Origin of the sequence: Turicibacter sp. HGF1, assembly GCF_000191865.1 — a bacterium.
Taxonomy (GTDB): Bacteria; Bacillota_I; Bacilli_A; order MOL361; family Turicibacteraceae; genus Turicibacter; species Turicibacter sanguinis.
In genome coordinates this window covers 1-17,578 of the sequence record NZ_AEXQ01000040.1, presented here as the reverse complement: position 1 = coordinate 17,578, position 17,578 = coordinate 1, and the positions used below count along the sequence as shown (strand labels likewise).

20 protein-coding genes are annotated in these 17,578 nt (G+C 32.9%); 18 read left to right on the top strand and 2 right to left on the bottom strand.

Annotation, left to right across the window (positions count from 1 at the left end; genetic code table 11):
- Positions 1-596 precede the first annotated feature (596 nt).
- Positions 597-1,028, top strand: coding sequence for a helix-turn-helix domain-containing protein (locus tag HMPREF9402_RS04020; protein ID WP_009606549.1), 432 nt, complete (start codon positions 597-599; stop codon positions 1,026-1,028).
- A gap of 29 nt (positions 1,029-1,057) precedes the next feature.
- Positions 1,058-2,242 carry a macrolide family glycosyltransferase gene (locus HMPREF9402_RS04015; RefSeq protein WP_009606566.1) on the top strand — a complete coding sequence of 395 codons (1,185 nt, stop codon included), beginning with the start codon at positions 1,058-1,060 and terminating at the stop codon, positions 2,240-2,242.
- Between the two features lie 192 nt (positions 2,243-2,434).
- On the opposite strand, the gene HMPREF9402_RS04010 is transcribed toward HMPREF9402_RS04015, so the two are convergent.
- Positions 2,435-3,106, bottom strand: a complete 672-nt coding sequence (locus HMPREF9402_RS04010) for a methyltransferase family protein (RefSeq protein ID WP_009606555.1) — start codon at positions 3,104-3,106, stop codon at positions 2,435-2,437.
- 503 nt (positions 3,107-3,609) lie between these two features.
- Between HMPREF9402_RS04010 and HMPREF9402_RS04005 the strand changes: the two genes are divergently transcribed.
- From HMPREF9402_RS04005 to HMPREF9402_RS03965, 11 genes are all read left to right on the top strand, one after another.
- Positions 3,610-4,479, top strand: coding sequence for a DinB/UmuC family translesion DNA polymerase (locus HMPREF9402_RS04005; RefSeq protein WP_009606545.1), 870 nt, complete (start codon positions 3,610-3,612; stop codon positions 4,477-4,479).
- 85 nt (positions 4,480-4,564) lie between these two features.
- The gene (locus tag HMPREF9402_RS04000; RefSeq protein ID WP_202944063.1) at positions 4,565-4,933 is read left to right on the top strand and encodes a YolD-like family protein; all 369 of its coding nucleotides are present in this window, start codon (positions 4,565-4,567) and stop codon (positions 4,931-4,933) included.
- Between the two features lie 532 nt (positions 4,934-5,465).
- Positions 5,466-5,615, top strand: a complete 150-nt coding sequence (locus HMPREF9402_RS14470) for a hypothetical protein (RefSeq protein ID WP_009606559.1) — start codon at positions 5,466-5,468, stop codon at positions 5,613-5,615.
- Between the two features lie 275 nt (positions 5,616-5,890).
- On the top strand, positions 5,891-7,738 hold the full coding sequence (locus HMPREF9402_RS03995) for an HsdM family class I SAM-dependent methyltransferase (protein ID WP_009606567.1): 1,848 nt from the start codon (positions 5,891-5,893) through the stop codon (positions 7,736-7,738).
- Positions 7,739-7,752: 14 nt separating this feature from the next.
- A complete protein-coding gene (locus tag HMPREF9402_RS03990) occupies positions 7,753-8,295 on the top strand; it encodes a restriction endonuclease subunit S (protein WP_009606546.1) in 543 nt (180 codons plus the stop codon).
- A gap of 92 nt (positions 8,296-8,387) precedes the next feature.
- Positions 8,388-8,837, top strand: coding sequence for a JAB domain-containing protein (locus HMPREF9402_RS03985; RefSeq protein ID WP_009606556.1), 450 nt, complete (start codon positions 8,388-8,390; stop codon positions 8,835-8,837).
- 322 nt (positions 8,838-9,159) lie between these two features.
- A complete protein-coding gene (locus tag HMPREF9402_RS03980; RefSeq protein WP_009606552.1) occupies positions 9,160-9,522 on the top strand; it encodes a hypothetical protein in 363 nt (120 codons plus the stop codon).
- A gap of 26 nt (positions 9,523-9,548) precedes the next feature.
- Positions 9,549-10,073, top strand: coding sequence for a DUF1643 domain-containing protein (locus HMPREF9402_RS03975; protein WP_009606547.1), 525 nt, complete (start codon positions 9,549-9,551; stop codon positions 10,071-10,073).
- A 66-nt stretch (positions 10,074-10,139) separates the two neighbouring features.
- Positions 10,140-10,487 carry a hypothetical protein gene (locus tag HMPREF9402_RS03970; protein ID WP_009606563.1) on the top strand — a complete coding sequence of 116 codons (348 nt, stop codon included), beginning with the start codon at positions 10,140-10,142 and terminating at the stop codon, positions 10,485-10,487.
- A 187-nt stretch (positions 10,488-10,674) separates the two neighbouring features.
- Positions 10,675-10,827 carry a hypothetical protein gene (locus HMPREF9402_RS14465; RefSeq protein ID WP_009606569.1) on the top strand — a complete coding sequence of 51 codons (153 nt, stop codon included), beginning with the start codon at positions 10,675-10,677 and terminating at the stop codon, positions 10,825-10,827.
- Positions 10,817-11,110 (top strand): DUF960 family protein, encoded by a 294-nt coding sequence (locus tag HMPREF9402_RS03965; protein ID WP_009606548.1) that lies wholly within the window; start codon positions 10,817-10,819, stop codon positions 11,108-11,110. The genes HMPREF9402_RS14465 and HMPREF9402_RS03965 overlap by 11 nt, the downstream gene beginning before the upstream one ends.
- Before the next feature lie 133 nt (positions 11,111-11,243).
- Here the strand turns inward: HMPREF9402_RS03965 and HMPREF9402_RS03960 are convergent, their stop codons facing one another.
- Positions 11,244-11,807, bottom strand: a complete 564-nt coding sequence (locus tag HMPREF9402_RS03960) for a hypothetical protein (RefSeq protein ID WP_009606553.1) — start codon at positions 11,805-11,807, stop codon at positions 11,244-11,246.
- A gap of 295 nt (positions 11,808-12,102) precedes the next feature.
- On the opposite strand from HMPREF9402_RS03960, the gene HMPREF9402_RS03955 reads away from it, so the two are divergent.
- The 5 genes from HMPREF9402_RS03955 (at position 12,103) to HMPREF9402_RS03940 (ending at position 16,862) form a co-directional block, all read left to right on the top strand.
- Positions 12,103-13,995, top strand: coding sequence for a DUF927 domain-containing protein (locus HMPREF9402_RS03955; protein WP_009606557.1), 1,893 nt, complete (start codon positions 12,103-12,105; stop codon positions 13,993-13,995).
- 2 nt (positions 13,996-13,997) lie between these two features.
- Positions 13,998-14,135 (top strand): hypothetical protein, encoded by a 138-nt coding sequence (locus tag HMPREF9402_RS14460; protein WP_009606554.1) that lies wholly within the window; start codon positions 13,998-14,000, stop codon positions 14,133-14,135.
- 26 nt (positions 14,136-14,161) lie between these two features.
- On the top strand, positions 14,162-14,809 hold the full coding sequence (locus HMPREF9402_RS03950) for a hypothetical protein (RefSeq protein WP_139058180.1): 648 nt from the start codon (positions 14,162-14,164) through the stop codon (positions 14,807-14,809).
- A 69-nt stretch (positions 14,810-14,878) separates the two neighbouring features.
- Positions 14,879-16,516 (top strand): recombinase family protein, encoded by a 1,638-nt coding sequence (locus tag HMPREF9402_RS03945; protein ID WP_009606561.1) that lies wholly within the window; start codon positions 14,879-14,881, stop codon positions 16,514-16,516.
- Positions 16,517-16,562: 46 nt separating this feature from the next.
- On the top strand, positions 16,563-16,862 hold the full coding sequence (locus HMPREF9402_RS03940; RefSeq protein ID WP_238526644.1) for a Mor transcription activator family protein: 300 nt from the start codon (positions 16,563-16,565) through the stop codon (positions 16,860-16,862).
- Positions 16,863-17,578 lie beyond the last annotated feature (716 nt).

Below are 17,578 nucleotides of genomic sequence, written 5' to 3'. Positions count from 1 at the left end.
ATTATAGAACCATTATATTCAAGTCACTTAGCTCTTTTATTGTGTTAAATGAAAACCACCTGCTATGCAGGTGGTTCCGGAAAGCTTTTAGCGTGGTAATCAAAGGGTACTTAGAGTAAAAAGTAGACGAATATTAAGAGAAGTGAGATAAGAGGTAGAATGTAATTATAAAAGAAGATTTCACTTTATTTAGAAAGTAAGGCTAAAGGTGACAAGATAATTCGTGTAAAAATTCGATAAGCTGGTAGTCAAGAGATAGGAAAGAGGTAACTGGTCTGATGACGCTTGAATGAGTGGTTGCTGAAAAACAAGATGAAGAGAGTAAGCAAGAAATCCTTTGAGGATTAATAAGTGAATGTGGTGCAGAAGTTAAGGACTTCAGGAGGCCTTTCAGGCCTAGGCCGGCAATAGAGGCTTTCAGCCGCAGAGAAAACCACCAGTTCGCACTGGTGGTTATATTTTAGTTCTTACAAAGTATATGATTTAGGTAAAGGAGTAGAGTAATTTTGTAAACAAAGATATACATAAATGTTAACTGTGGTTAATGGAGATGAAGGTATTATCACGCTATAATAAAGGTAGGAGGTATGAAAGATATGATTAGTATGAATTTAAGAAGACTTAGAAAAATACATCAATATACACAAGAAAACGTCGCAGAAAAGTTAAATGTTTCAAGACAATCAATTGCCAAATGGGAAAGTGGAGAAACGACACCTGATTTAGAGCACCTCCTTAAATTTTCAAAACTATATAATGTGAGTTTAGATAACTTAGTTCACCACTCTGAGGATCATTCAGGAGTATCTATCCCTCCTAAGGGAAAACACTTTTTTGGAGCGGTCTCAGTCGGGGAACGAGGGCAAATCGTGATTCCTAAACAGGCAAGGGATGTATTCAATATTAATCCAGGGGATAAGCTTTTAATACTTGGAGATGATATTCGAGGGATTGCAATTATCCCTCAACGTGAATTGATGAGTTTTATTGATATTCTTGGAATTACTAACCCAGATAAATTTGACTAAATCCATTGATAAGAGAAGGAGAGTGGAGTATGAATAAAATCGTCTTTTTTAATATGCCAGCCCATGGTCATACGAACCCAACGCTTGAAGTCGTACGTGAGTTGGTTGATAAGGGAAATGAAGTTCTGTATTATTCTTTTGCTGAGTTTAAAGATAAAGTTGAGGAAGCGGGAGCAACTTGCATTTGCTGTGATGACTGTTTACCGAAGTTAAATAAAGAAGATGAAGATAAGGTAGGAAAAGATTTTGCCCTTTTAATTGATATGATCGTCGATACAACTTTAGCTTTAGATCAAAATGTTTGTGAGGAGTTATCAAGTTTTCAACCAGACTGTATTGTCTCGGACTCTTTAAGTCTTTGGGGGAAGTTATTTGCTAAAAAGTTAAACATTCCTTATATCTGTTCAACGACGACTTTTGCTTTTAATAAACATACATCTAAATTAATGAAACCAGGTCTTAAGGAAACAGCTAATATAATTTTAAAGATGGGAAAAATCAATCAAAAGATTCAACAATTAAGAAATGCTGGTTATGATATCAAAAGCTTTATTGATATTGTTGAGAATAACAACGAAACCAATACAATTGTCTATACATCAAAGGAATTTCAACCACTGGTCGAAACGTTTTCTGATAAGTATTTCTTTGTTGGTCCATCGGTATCAAATACAGTTTATGCAGTGGGTTCAAAAAAGAAAAATCAGATTTACATTTCACTTGGCACAGTCAATAATAAAAACAATGAGTTCTATAAAAACTGTATCCAAGCCTTTAAAGATCTCGAGGTACAGATTGTTATGTCTGTTGGGAATAAGACGGATATCAAAATGTTAGGTCCAATCCCTATTAACTTCGTAATTAAAAATAGCGTCAATCAAATCGAAGTCCTTCAAAACAGTGATGTATTCATTACGCATTGTGGAATGAATAGCGTGAATGAAAGTCTATATTACGGTGTTCCCATGGTCCTATTCCCACAGCACTCTGAACAAAAAATGGTCGCCCATCGAGTTTTTGAATTAGAAGCCGGTCTTAAACTCAAGAAAAATAAAGTAGCAGACATTAAAAAGACAACCTTAGATGTCATGTATAATGATAAATATAAAGAAAATGCTCTTCAGCTATCCAAAAGCTTTCACCATTCAGGTGGTGCTAAACAAGCCTCTGACGTCATATTAAAGATTATAGAAAGTAGTAAAAATCCATTATAATCAACTTTAAAACTTTGTTTCAGTTAATCCCGCTACAAAGAGTCATTAACGATTGTTTCTTAGGTTGTAACAATATAATAAAAGGCTAGTCATGTTAACACATTATTAGCCTTTTATTATTGGATTTTTTCATTCATAAATAAAGTTATCACTAAAAATTCAATCTATTAAATTCTAATTTAGAATTTATCTTTACCAAATGAATGGAATTAATTTGTATTTTACTTTATTTTTATATTCCGAATATCCTTCCAATCCTCGCTCTAGCACTTGTTCCTCATTTCTAATTCTTTTTACTATAATAACTGGATATGCCAGAAAAATTAAAAATGAAACTAGTGAACCAAGCACTAATGGTATAGATAAGAATAATAAAATCGTTGAAACATACATGGGATGCCTTACAATTCCATACAGTCCTATATCTATTACTTTTTGATTTTCTTGCACTTCTATAATTCTTGATAAATACATATTTTCTCGTAAAACTTCTGCATATAAGAGATAAGCCAATAGAAAGATAATTGTTGCTATAACTATCATCCATTTAGGTAAGGTCATCCACTGAAATCTATAGTTTAATCCTGAGAAGACAAAACCACCTATAAACATGAATCCACCAAGTACAAGTAACACTTTTTGTTCAGATTCATTTTCTCTTGAATTTAACCTTTTACGCAATAAGTCAGGATTCTTAATTAGCAAAATGATTCCTACCATAAACATAGGTACAAAAAGAATACCTATGAATAGCCACGCATTCCAATAGTTTAATGTCCCCGCCGGAATAAATAATAATAAGGCTATTATTATAAAGCCGAAAATAAACTTTGTAATTGCCTGTATAAATAATTTTTTATCCATTTCTCTCCCTCCAATTTTGATACATGTAATTCATCATATACGATAATTATGAACTTGATGATATCATACAAGATATTCAACTACTTTCTAATTTAGTGCCATTAACTTGAAATGATTAGAATCTATTTCTAATAGTGGGTGTAGTGATATATGTATCTTTAATTCGGTCATTTAAAAGACATTAGCCATCTCTTAAAGTTACTATGAACAGAATTTCTTCATTGTAGTGGGAGAATCTCTTTACCTAGTGATTATCTGATTACCTAGTTTCTATGAAACTACTAACTGTTGCTACAACGATTAGGAGTTTCATAATCTAAACAGTCATTAATTAAGTTTTAATTGTTGATAAAAAGAGTATCACTTTACATCACAAACAATGAGAAAACCAACACGTCATGAATGCAGTGTTGGTATCCGTTATCAATTAATTGATTTGACGATATAAAAAAAGCCCTAGTGGCCTCGATAAATTTGGTGTTCGTATCGCTGAACTTGATGAAATGACTTATCGAAAACATTTATGGAATCATCAGCCACTCACGTCCTTTTGGCGTGTTGGGAAAGGTTATGCAACTAAGCTAGAGGCTCATGGGATGTATACGATGGGGGATGTAGCAAGGATGTCTTTATCAGAGAGGGGAGAGACGTTATTATATAAGCTATTCGGTGTGAATGCGGAGTTATTAATTGACCACGCTTGGGGGTATGAATCTTGTACGATGGCTGATATTAAAGCCTATCACCCTGAAAATAGCAGTATCAGTTCAGGACAGATTTTACAAAGTGCTTATCCAGCTCATAAAGCGAGGTTAGTTGTTCGTGAGATGGCGGATTCTCTTGTGCTTGAACTGGTTGAGAAAAAGTTAGTCACCAATCACTTAGTCTTACTGATTGATTATGATAGAGAGAGTTTAGCTAATCCAAACATCGCAAGGGATTATACCGAAGAGGTGACCGTCGACCGATATGGAAGAAAGATTCCCAAGCGTGCACGTGGTGCAAGAAAACTTGAATGTCACACGTCCTCAACAACATTGATTATAAATGCAATAACGGATTTATTTGATCAAATCGTGAATCAGAAGCTATTAGTGAGGCGCTTAACGGTGGTGTTTAATCATGTGGTTGATGAGCAGACAGTAAAGTCAATACCAACTACGAAGCAACTTGATTTGTTTACAGCTTACAGTGTCATTGAGCAGAATGAAAAAAAGAAAGAAGCTACTTTTGAAAAGGAGCGCAAGAAACAAGAAGTATTGTTATCTATTCGTAAAAAGTTTGGGAAAAATGCGATTCTTAAAGGAATGAATCTGGAAGAAGGAGCAACCACCAGAGATAGAAATAATCAAATTGGCGGGCATAAAGCCTAAATAAAGGATGAGGTGAATACCTATGACTGATAAATATAGCGATATCATACATCTTCCCTATCAAAAATCTAAAAAGCGTCCTCCTATGTTAAACAGTCATCGTGCCGCGCAGTTCGCCCCGTTTGCGGCACTCACTGGACATGACATGGCAGTGAGGGAAGTTGCAAGGCTAACGGTAGATAAGTTAGAACTAGATGAATCATCCATCACCAGACTGAATGAGAAGATACAACGTTTAAAGGAACATTTACTGAATCAACCACGGGTAACCATTACCTATTTTCAACACGATGAAAAAAAATCCGGTGGTGTCTATGTTACAACGGATGGCTATGTGAAAAAGATTGATGATTACCACAACACCCTTGTGATGAGTCAAGGAACTCTAATCTCCTTCTCAGATATTTTTGATATCGAATGTCATGAACTTTTCTGTCATGATGAAAGTTTCTAATGGATTCTTCCTAATTTAACAACATATCTTCATCGTAGCGGGAAAATCTTTTCTATATATAGTAATTATCTGAGTACATAGTTTTCATGAAGCTACTAAACAGTTATTTATGAAGTTATAATCGTTCATAAAAAAATTATCACTTTTCAAGTAAAATGATGGATTACAAACCATAAGAAAACCAAAACGGCATGAATACGGTGTTGTGGTATCCATAATCATTGAAAGACAGATATAAAAGGAAGTAGAACTAATCATGAATTATCCCGCTACAGGCACCTATCTAACTACATTTCACCTAAATATCAATCCACCATGCTTCTATCCTAACGGATATTCAGGGTGTGGTGGAGTTGCTATTTAGGTTCATTTCATAACTATAACGATGACATTAGAATAGATATTGATAGGCTAATCATGTTTACACATCATTAGCCTTTTCTTATTGGATTTCTAATATACAATACATGGATCACTAACCATTCAATCCACCTTATTCTCCATACTTCGTATGTTCGTTGGAGGTGTCTTGATGGTTAGTTGCTTATGGTATGAAGAGGAGTATGAAGGAAAACAATATTGGATTTTTGACGTTAGTCCAATAGAGGTACCTAAAGTAGATCAGTTCTTTGTTGATAAGCAAACAGGGAAAGTTTATAATTCATATGGATATGAGATATAATCTGTTCATAAGAACCTTAACATAATTATAATAAAAAAGATAAATCTCAATTTAGTAGTCATCTACTATACTCAGATTAATCTTTTTCTTTATACTCAATTTTCTGTAACAGTTGCGGACGTGGATTTTATGGTGGAGATGGACCGAGGCAGTTAGCTCCCACGCTAAAAAATCATTTTTTGAGAAAATAATAGAATAAAATCAAAAAATGAGATATAATATTAGTGTGAAAAGAGATCATTTTTTGAGGAATGATTAAATGAAGGAGGATGCGAATGTCGAAATTAGAAAAAGTAACTGATTTAATCGTATTTAATTTTTTGCAGTTGAATGGGTATGTTAATGCAACATTTGAAAAAATGATAGAAGAGGTTGATGTTTGGGCAAAAAAAGCAGTTAATAAAGAAATTGATGATATTTTAAAAAAATCATCAAAAAGAAAAACAGGAAAGGGTGGGTATCCAGAATACATAATTTATGATCGTAAATCTGACTTAGTTATTGTTATTGAGGATAAAAAAGACACTAAGTTCCACATGTATGAGAAGTCATTATTAGATAAAGCAGAAGATTATGCAGTTAATGGAGCCTTATGGTATGCCAAAAACTTAAAAGAAAAATTTGATGTTATTGCTATTGGAGTATCAGGAAATGATATAACTGATTTAAAAATTGATACTTACTTTTGGGGTAGAAATGCTGAAACATTTAATAACTTAAATTTACATGAATTAAAAGATATTGCAGGATATCGAGAAATAGTAAATCAGAAAGAAGAGAACCAAAGTGGTCTAAATGACGTTTCAAAGATGAATGATCAGGCAAAAATTTTAAATGATTTTTTACGTGATTATTTAGGTGTCATTGAACATGAACGTTTATATGTAATAGGTTCAATTTTATTTGCTTTGGAAGATCCGATTTTTAAAATGACTTACTCTCGTTATACAGGTGATGGAGATTTAGCAAATGCAATTTGGAATTGTGTAGATAAAAAAATCAAAGGATCATCATTAGATAATAAAGAAATTATTCAAAATGAGTTGAAATCTACATTATTAAGTTTACAAGATGCACAAAAAGAAGGAATCAAAGAAAAGTATCCAAAAGGAGCTTTATTAGAACTTACTAAAAATGTAGATAATTTATTGTATGATTATCATAAGCATGGCGAACTTGATATTATGTCTATATTTTTTACTGTCTTTCTATCATATTCTACATCTGGTGGATCTGATTTAGGGATTGTGTTAACACCAGCCCATATTACTAAATTATTTTGTGATTTAGCTGCAATCAATTTAGAATCTAAGGTTTTAGATATTTGTGCGGGTACAGGTGGATTTTTAACTTCCGCATGGAAAACTATCAAATTAAGTGATAAGTATACAGAAATGCAAAAAGAAGTGTTTAGACAAAATAACTTGTATGGTGTAGAAAAGGATAAAAGTATCTATACTATTATTGCATTAAATATGTTCATTAATAAAGATGGAAAGTCTCATATTTTTAAAGGAGATTGCTTCTCTCTAAAAAAAGAAATCTCGGATTTTGAGTGTAATGTTGGCTTTATTAATCCACCTTATTCTGATTCTATTTATTCCGAGCTATCTTTTGTTGAATTAATGCTTGATTCGTTACTTCCTGAATCGATAGGAATAGCTATTTTACCTGTAAATGCTATTTCTTCACGTACGAAAAAACACTCGGATATTTTATCTGTTAAACAAAGTATTCTTTCAAAGCATACATTAGTAGCTTCTATTCAAATGCCTCCCTTATTATTCTATCCAAAGGGGACTGAAACAGTGGTTTTAGTTTTCAAAACTGGAGCTGCTCATACAGGAGATACATGGTTTGCTAAATTTGATGACGGATATGAGTTAATTAAACATCAAAAGACTAGAACGCCACGATTGGATGCGGATGAACAGTACCGACAATTATTGGATGCATATTGTAAAAAATCTGAAACAGATTTCTCATTTAATAAGCACGTTACTTATACACAACAATGGGTTTATACAATGTTTGAAGATGCTAATTATGAGATTAGTGATAGTGATCTTCAAGATACATTAAATGATTATATTGCGTATTTAATTAAAAATAGATATTTGTAGGAAGAGTGAAATTTATGAGCAACCATGATAGAGAAATGAAAAAGGTCTTATTAATAGATTATTTTGATATTAGAAGTAGTATTCAAGATGATAAAATTAATTTTGAAGTATCTGATATTAATGATTATGATGCAGTACCATTTTTAGGACGATCAGCAGTTAATAATGGGATTGTAGATTATGTAAAACGTGTACCAATAAAGATTAATAATGGTGGGGTAATAACAATCGCATTAGATGGGAGTACTGGATCAACATTTTACCAATTTCATGAATTTTCTTCTGGTCAAAATATTTGGATTTTAACACCTAAGGGTGATAAGTTAAGTGTTTTCACACCAGACATCGCATTATTCTTAGTTACAACTATAAGAAAAGCAGTGACAAACTATACTTATAATTTATCACTAACAAAGACACGTTTATCTTTGATTAAGGTGTATTTACCCTTAAATGAAGATGATACGATTGATGTTGGTTATATACAAAATAGAATGAGTAAGTTAAGACATGCTAATTTATTGGATGAGATTTCACAAGAAAGAATTGTTCAATAATTCGATTATCTATAATATGGGATGACTAATTCGATCTAAAATAAAAAATAAATATATATTATCTTCTTGAAGAGCAATTTAGGAGGTAATATATGTCTAATATAGCGAAAAGAGTCGATTTAGTATCGATAAAACTAGTTAAAGAATCAAGTTTTTTATATGCAACACGAAAAATTACATCGCCAAATGATGCATATGAGCTGATGAAAGATAAGTTTGAATCAGTTGATCGTGAGCAATTTATTATAGCTTGTTTGAATACGAAAAATGAACCAACTAATATATCAGTCGTATCAGTTGGAACGCTCAATAAAACCATCGTACATCCAAGAGAGGTGTTCAAAACAGCCATTCTATCCAATGCTTGTAGTATTGTTGCATTCCACAATCATCCATCAGGAGATACCAAACCATCACAACAAGATATTCAACTCACAAACCGACTATATGAAGCAGGTGAGTTACTAGGTATCAAGTTGTTAGATCATCTCATAATAGGAGATGGAACATTTACCTCATTAAAAGAAAAAGGTTATCTATAAGGAGCTAAGTGACAATTAAAGTTGCTTAGCTCTTTTATTATTGTTAGAAATCAAATAAGGAGGAAGTTAGACTGAGTCATAAATTAATGGTTTGTATTACGGAAACCTTACAACGTTTGATTGAAGTAGATGTTGAAAAAATGAAGTGTGATGCAATTAAATAAGTAAGAAAGCAATATTTAGATGAAGAGATTATCTTAGATTCATCAGATTTAGTTGATACTGAATTTAGAACTTGTGAATAATACAAAGCAACTAACACTAGCGAGGAGCATATCTCACTAGTGTTTTTTATTTGGATGAAATAAAGGAGGAATGATTGATGATGCAGTGGATCAATGTTAAACAACTTAAACGACTAGGATTGGATGAAAATAAAGGATTAGGTATCATGCGGATTGATTGGTGTGGTTCTTATAGTGAAATCTGTAATCAATGGTTTCCTAGTCAAAACTATTTATCTATTATTCAAAATCATCATATTTGTATCGAAACATTAAAACAACAACTAAATGACTTGATGTTTAATGAATTAAATATATTTGAAAAAGTTATGGAACGTTGTCAAGGTGAAGGTTATCAGTATGAAGAAACATTTAAAGTTGAAGGGGACGAATTTGATTTTTTCATTCGTTTAAAACCTGTTAGAGATGAATGTAGTCATATTTTTGTTTATATAAAATAAAGGTTATAAAAAAAGGAGTGGCTAAAATGTCAGAAATCAATCGATGGAGTTTGCGTTGTGAAAATGTCACCAATTCGGAAGGAACGCATCGCTATATTCTACGAATGGAATGGGATAAAACAAAGAAGAGAGCAACCGTTCTTCTCATCCAACCAGTTAACGCAAATCCAGTAGAACTAGATACAACAACAGTTAATGTTATCAATAATTTGAGTCGACTAGGCTATGGTGGATGTGATATTGTCAATTTATTTTCCTTAATTGGAAGTAAAGTAGATATGAAAAAGTCGATTCCTGAATTATCTCATGAAAATAACCTAGGATATATTGAACGAAGTTGTGTGAAGTCTGATACAGTGATTATTGGCTATGGAACAGTTGGTGAAGGAGTACGTAAAATTATGGATTACCAACATGAACTCCTGCATGAAAGATTAGAACCATTTAAAGATAAGATGTATATGATCTGTGATCCTTACATTGATAAAGGGCTACATCCTTTATGTCCGAGAATCAAACATTCTTGGCGATTAGTTAAAATGTTTGAATAAATGATATGAAAGGTACTTTTAGATTTTTCTAGGAGTACTTTTTTATTATGGGAAAGAGGTGTGTATATGAAAATTTGGAAACTAGAACAACTCCATCAACAAAAATTGGATACAGCAGTACAAGTAAAAGCAGAAGAACTCATTCAGCTTCTCAATCACAACTACGGTGAGGAAAGAGAGGTAAAGAATCAAGGGGGATATATCCTCTTCCATCCCAAAGCAATCGAAGAGTTTTCTGAACGCTATCCAACGGCTATTCCTGAATACATGGATTATTTTCAAGGAGAGGATTCAAATAGGTATGTGGAACTATTGTTTCTGCTATCGAGTGATGACCCTGTCATTATCTATTTACGAGAGGAAGTTTTGCATCAGACATTTAAAGATTGGGTTCATCGGTTCAATGATTGCTGATTCATTAATCTTGATTAATGGATATTAATGGTAATTAGTATTGATTAATTTTCATTAATCGAAGAGAAGGAGGTGTAGGTATGTTTAAGTTAATTATTAAAGGAATTAAGGTGTTAATATTGCTGGTATCGCATGTCATGGATTCTCAATCAACTGCTTATCAATACAATTAGAAAGGAACATCCGAATGAAGAACTGGTTAAAGTATGTTTTAGTAGCCGTGGATTTAATTGAATCAGGACTTGAAAATAAAATATTAGTCGATTCATTGATCAAAAAATATGATTTGAATCATGAAATGAATACAAATGATAAGAGGAGGAAATCAAATGAAGCCTAAATACATGACTCGCTCAGTGAGTGAAGCAGTTCCAGTCGAGATTCAATCATTTTTGTGGCAGTGCTTTGAGGTAGGTATGAAACAAGGAATGACAGATTATTTACATATTTTTGAATGTCAAAGGAATTCTGAAAAAATAGCCAATCAGACGATCATTCATCGTTGTGAAACTCCATCTTTTGAACAAGAGTATACTCTAACGGTTGATGGTCCTATTGAAGCTAAAATCTATATCATCGACGAAAAAGAATATAGTATTTTAATGTATGCGAATGAGTATTAGAATTATGGATAAACAGGGAAATAGGGAATTTTTCTAATATTCATTGATCTTATCAGTAAAAAAATTCCCTGCATCTTATGAGGCAGGGAATCTTTTTAATACACAAGGGATTTTTATTAATCACAAAGGGAATTTAATCTAAAGATCTCACGTCTGTATTCAGTAATCGTTCAATTTTAATCTCTAAATTTTGAATAAAATCATAATTTGAATGAACTGTATTATTATCAATAAGTGAACTAATCGTAATACAATGTTTACCAATCATAATATGATAATCTTTATCTAATTCAAAATATTCCATAATTAACTCACAAACTAAATTCTCTTTACTAGGTTTCACGGAAAGGACTAAGGTTTTATAACTTTTTGAATATAAAGAACTAGGTTGTGTGTATGAAAAGACAGATGTAATATTTGATTTTATTAATTTAACGAACCATTTTTTATTCACTTCTTTTTCATAGTCTTTTGAATAAACAAAACATTTTTTTTGTTTATCCTTTATAATTCCTTCTTGTTTAATTAATCGCTCTAGTGTTGTACGACTAATTGGCTCTTCTAGGATTTCATTTACTTTTTCTAAAATAGATTCAATTTTGTAGTATTTAGGATTATTAATAATCTCTTGATTAATATAATCCATGAGTGTTTTTTTAGTATCTGGCCTAGTAATAATTGCATTTAATGAATACATTACTCTATCTCCTCTTTGTTTAAAATGTAAGTTAATTTTACAATAATTCAATAAAAAATAAAATAAATATTTTTTAGTTATTTTAGATATTTTGTTCAATTTAACTCGATATTTTCTAGGAATATTTAATCAACTTTGAACATTCTTTTCTTAATGTTCAAATTATGTTCAAATGTTGTCGTATCAATAGTTTTAGTGTGTTTGACAGGCGAAAAATCAGGTCTTATAATAGCACCTGTGATCACGAGAATTAAGCTTTCGAAAGCTACTAATTTCCCAAAAGGAGAGTAGCTATATGCAAACAGTTAGTCAATTAGAACAAGACAAATTGATTGAAGAACAAACTCAACTTGAACAAGTGAATGGGGTTGAAGAAGCGAATCAATCAGAACAAACAAATGGTACTGAAGAAAAAAATCAATTGCAAGAATCAGCACCTATAATTCCTAAATTTAGTAAAACGGGTAACGGAATCTTTTTGACACAGGTCAATAAAGATGACGAGTTGTACTATATTTGGTTAGCAAATCCATGTCACGTCTTAGCCAATTATGAAAATTTAGAAACAGGTCTAGAACAGGTGGAAGTTTGTTTCAAACCGATAGGTAGAGATGCAGAGTATAAAACGATGTCATTTGATGCTCAAACATTTTCTTCTGAAAGGTGTCTTGAAAAACTTTTAGAATATGGATTTTGTTTTAATCCTGAAGAAAAAAAGCATTTAATTGAATACTTCAATAATGAACGTCAACAAGCAAGACGAGCCCTTCAACATACAGGATTAGGATTTGTTGAAGCTGATGGAACTTGTTATTTCAAGCATTATCGAACGATTGGGTTTGACAGAGAATCGACTTATGTAGGTTCTTTTAATATTGAACCACATGGAAGTTATGAAGCTTGGTTATCAATGGTGCAAGCCGAAGTTCTACCAAATCCAGCTCTCCAATTAGGTTTGATTCTTGGGTTCTTAGCACCTGTCGTAGGTTTCATTGGAAAAGAATTAGCATTAGAGTCACAGTTCTATCACATTTATGGGGATAGTAGCTCCGGAAAGAGTAGTGTTTGTCAATTGATTGCTTCAACTTTTGGTTCAAGTCATTTACAAAATGGTGGACTCTTTAGAAGTTGGTATGCTACTGAGGCAGCGATCTATTGTTTGTTAGCCTCTAATCGAGGTGTTCCAATCATATTTGATGAAGCTTCTTTATCAGGAAAGAAAAATTATACGAACTTAGTCTATGGTCTTAGTTCTGGAAGAGATAAGACACGAGTAAATGCTAATCTAGAATTAAGACAGACTGATCCGTTTTTGACGTGTATAATCTCTAATGGTGAATACTCACTTTTGGAGAAAACGGATAATGTCAATGGTCCAAAAGCAAGATTAATTGAGCTTACTGATATTACTTGGACAGCCGATGCAGGACAAAGTGACCGTATAAAGAAATGCACAATGTCTAACTACGGCCATGCAGGTATTCACTTTGTTGAGCGACTATTGTGGATTGGAAAAGCTAAAGTGATTCATTATTTTGAAAAGGAAATGATTCGTTTGTCAAATAGTCTTTCTAAATCTCAAATTTCAGATCGTTTAATCAAAAAATTTGCTTTGTTTACGACTACGATGAAATTAGTTTCGTCTAGCTTGAATTTAACGTTGATGAATCAAAAGGTAGAAGAACTTTTTCTTCAACAAATTATCGTGAATAATGATGAGTCTGATTTAGCAGTTAAAGCCTTTTATGCCATTAATCAATTTATTATTGGTCATTTAGATCGATTCGATTTGAAATTTAAGGCTATTAATGGAAGTGGTTGGCAGTATGATAAAGCTCAAGGTAGTTGTTACGGACAACTTGTTTATTCTGATACGACTAAGCAGTGCTTAAAAGAAGTAATAGTAAGTACACATGTCATCAATCAAATGTTAGAACAATCATATCGTTTCCATTCAGGATCAGGTGTGATGAAGCAATTCAAAAATCGAGGTTGGTTATCTTGTGAACAAGATAAAACGTATCGTAAGCGTAAAATTCAAGGTAATCAAATTCCTGTTTATGTGATTGACATTCCAAAGGTTTATGAATTTTTAGGAATTGAAGAAGATTGTAATCTAAAAATTCAACGTCCCAACCGTAGAGAAAACACTGGGACATATGTTCCTCTTGAAGAGATTGGAGCGTAGTGATGAAGATAACACGAACAGAATTGAAACAATCAGTCGAAATGACAGTTGATGAATGTGTCTTAAATCCAGATATGCTTCAAGAAATTAGCCAATTATTTGCACAGTTGGATTTAAATCAATTAGGATATGACGATTAATGGAGAAAAATTTAGGAGGACTTATGATGGAAACGTTAAATAAACCACAGGAATTAATGGGAATTATAGACTTAGATTTCGATACAATGGATGTTGACTTCAATTTTGATGAAGTGGCATCTGAACTTGAAGAAGAGGAAAAAGAGACCTCGTATTCAAATGGAGATGAACAATCAAGTGTTGATGGTATTTTTGGCGAAGCAGAAGCAGAAGCAGAAGCAGAAGCAGTAGAAGAAGATGAAGAAGATCGTCCTATCGAGGCAGAAGATGAGTTCGATCTCACAGGCTTCACTACAGTTTCTAGTACGAATAATTCGACACATTCAGTTGGAGCACGTGGACGTGGTGGATTAAGTATTATCAATTCAGAAAACAACGGTAAGAGAATCACGCTAACAAAAAAATGGTGGATAGAATTAGGGCAACCTCAAACTATCCAATTTGCAATGCATAATCACACATTAGTAGTTGGCGAATGTCTAGGAGATCAATTCCCAAGCTTTTCGTGGATTACTAAAGATCAAAAGCCTGTGTTGTATCATTCGGCTTTAGTTAAAGAACTTGTTAATTATTATCAGCTTGATTATTCAAATGGTCGAACATCTCTTTCATTTGGAGAGATTCAATTAAAAAAAATAAATGGAAAACCGGCATTAATAATTCAAATGAAGTAATGAATTTAATTTGAGGGAGTAGGGGGAAACCTTATTCCCTTTCTTAAAAAAGATAGGAGTGTTGCTTGTATGATTGAAGCCGTAGATTATTCACGATATAGTTCAGCTATGCAAAGGGAAGAGTCGATTGTTGCCCAGCAATCCGCTAACTCAAAGTATTGTCTTGAAAAAGGATATGTTTTAGTCAAACGATATGCAGATGAGGCTATGACAGGAAGAAATATGAATCGACCTCAATTACAACAACTTTTACTTGATGCTCGTAAGGGGAAATTTCAAGTTGTGATTGTTCATAAGTTAGATCGTCTGTCACGCGATGTATTAGATATGTTGAAAATCCGACAAGAATTAGGTAAGTGTGGGGTGAAAATTGAAAGTGTTATTGAGAACTACGATGAATCACCAGAAGGGCAACTATTTCAACACTTCCAAATGGGATTGAACGAGTACTATTCACGCAATTTAGGAAGAGAAGTCATGAAAGGAACACTTACTAATGCGGAATTGTGTAAACACAATGGTGGAAAACCACCTTTAGGGTACCGAGTGAATCCAGAAACAAGTTGTTATGAAATTAATGAAGAGGAAGCTCCAATTGTTCGAATCATTTTTGAAAAATTCTTAGAGAATTGGACTTATTCTGAAATTGCCGAGTACTTAAATCTTCAAGGATATAAAACACGTACAGGAGCATCATTCAGTTCTAAATCAGCTTTTTATGATATCTTAGTCAACCCAAAATTTAAAGGTCAATATACGTATAACAGAACTTCACGTAAAGATCCATATACTAAGCGTAATCATCGTAAGAGTAAAGATGAGAATGAAATTGTGCGTATCGACGGTGGAATGCCTGCGATTGTAAGTGAGGAAGTGTTTGATAAAGTACAGGAACGTTTAAAATCAAGAGTTCGTACGAAAGGTGAATTGAGTGCTAAGACTCCCTATCTTCTTTCGTCATTGTTAGTGTGTGAGCAGTGCGGAGGAAAATTCCATGCGGATAATCGACCGTCTGGAAGAAATAAAACACCGTATATGACGTATCGTTGTAGTAATCGAAAAGCAGTGGGTGATCGTAAATGTCGTTGTAAGGAAATCAAACGTGATGAAATCGAGGCGTTTGTTTTGAATCAAATTGAATCTATTCTTTTGAATCCAGCTAATATTGATTATTTTATGGAATGTTTGAATCAGCAACTTTCAAATCGTCAATCTCAAAGTAAGTTGGATCGACCAAGAGTTAGGAAACGTTTGACAGAGGTGACGAATCAAATCAATCAACTGGTAGAGGTGCTCACTAAACTAGGAGAAGGACAATCACTCGAAAGTGTCGTTGAAAAGCTCAAACAGTTGGAATCCGATAAAAAGCAACTCGAACATGAACTAGAAGTCATCGAAGAAAAAATTGCCGGATTTCAAATCAATAAAACATCAGTCAAAAAAATGTTCAAAGATCTTCGTGGACAACTTCATACTGAAAATGCAAGACATGTCCGAGAAATCATTCGACTATTAATCAAAGAAATTATTGTGGGAGATGAGACTATTGAGATTATCTTTAATCTTAATGGTCTTTTTTGTTTGCAGATTAAAACGATTTGTACGTTCCAAAAAAGATATCTTAGAGCATGGATAGAGTATGGGGATATGAAGGGGATAGATTCTAATCAAGAGTCTATCCCCACATTACTAGAGGGTTCTTTATGATGAGTTTTTATAGAATTTTACTAGGAAAGCCGGAGGAGATACTGTTTTGAAGAAACGTTATGTTGAAAGAGATGAGATGTGGAGGTGGTATATATTGTGTCAATCAACAGACTATAATGGAATCTATGCAGATATTTTTGAGGTTTTTGGAGAAGAGATTACAAGAAAGTTTCATCATCATTTCAAGGGGCATCAAATTTGTTGCCCTATGAAACTTCATTCAAAGGAGTACACTAGAAACTATTTGTATCAGCATTATAATGGTAAAAATATTCGGCAGATAGCTAAAGATCTTGGATATTCTGAAAGATGGGTTAGGAAACTGTTAACGAATGAAGCTAAATGAGTTAGTCATTTTTAGATAACAAGGATAGGAGAAATATTAATGATTTAGAAAGAAGTATGTTCAGAATGTTCAGGATCAGGAGTGGTCTCATGCGATTGTACTGGTGGTTGTGGACCAAATTTTGGGGATGAGGATTGTTTGGGATGTGACGGACAGGAATACATCAATGTCCTGCTTGTAATGGAACAGGGGAACAAGAATATGAGGAGTATTAATCCTTCGAATAAATTATAAGGAGATGATTCAAATGAAAGCAACGACTAAAAATAGATTGATTGATGAATTAGGAAAAGTGCTAGTCACTGTAGCTACGGTAGCGATTAGCTTGGGTGTAGAATATATTAAGGAAAAGAAAAAATAATCATATCTATACTAAAAAACACTTATCTCAAATCAGATTGATTCTGAACTCAGATAAGTGTTTTTGTTTTGTTTTTTAGTCCTGTAACTGTTGTGTACGTGGGCTTTATGGTGGAGATGGGGCGTACCGGTTAGTATCCACGTCCACATTTAGTAGTCAAGATTTAAACAATCGAAACATTAACCATTTTTAACCAAAAATTAACCTGAAATTAATATTTAGATTAGCGAATTATGATAGAGTTTTATTGTAGCGAGAGAAAATCGGAGGGAAATATGAAGAAAATAATTAGTGTTTTATTTGTATTAACTATGTTAACCACAGTACATAGTCAAGCAGCATCATTGCAGTATAA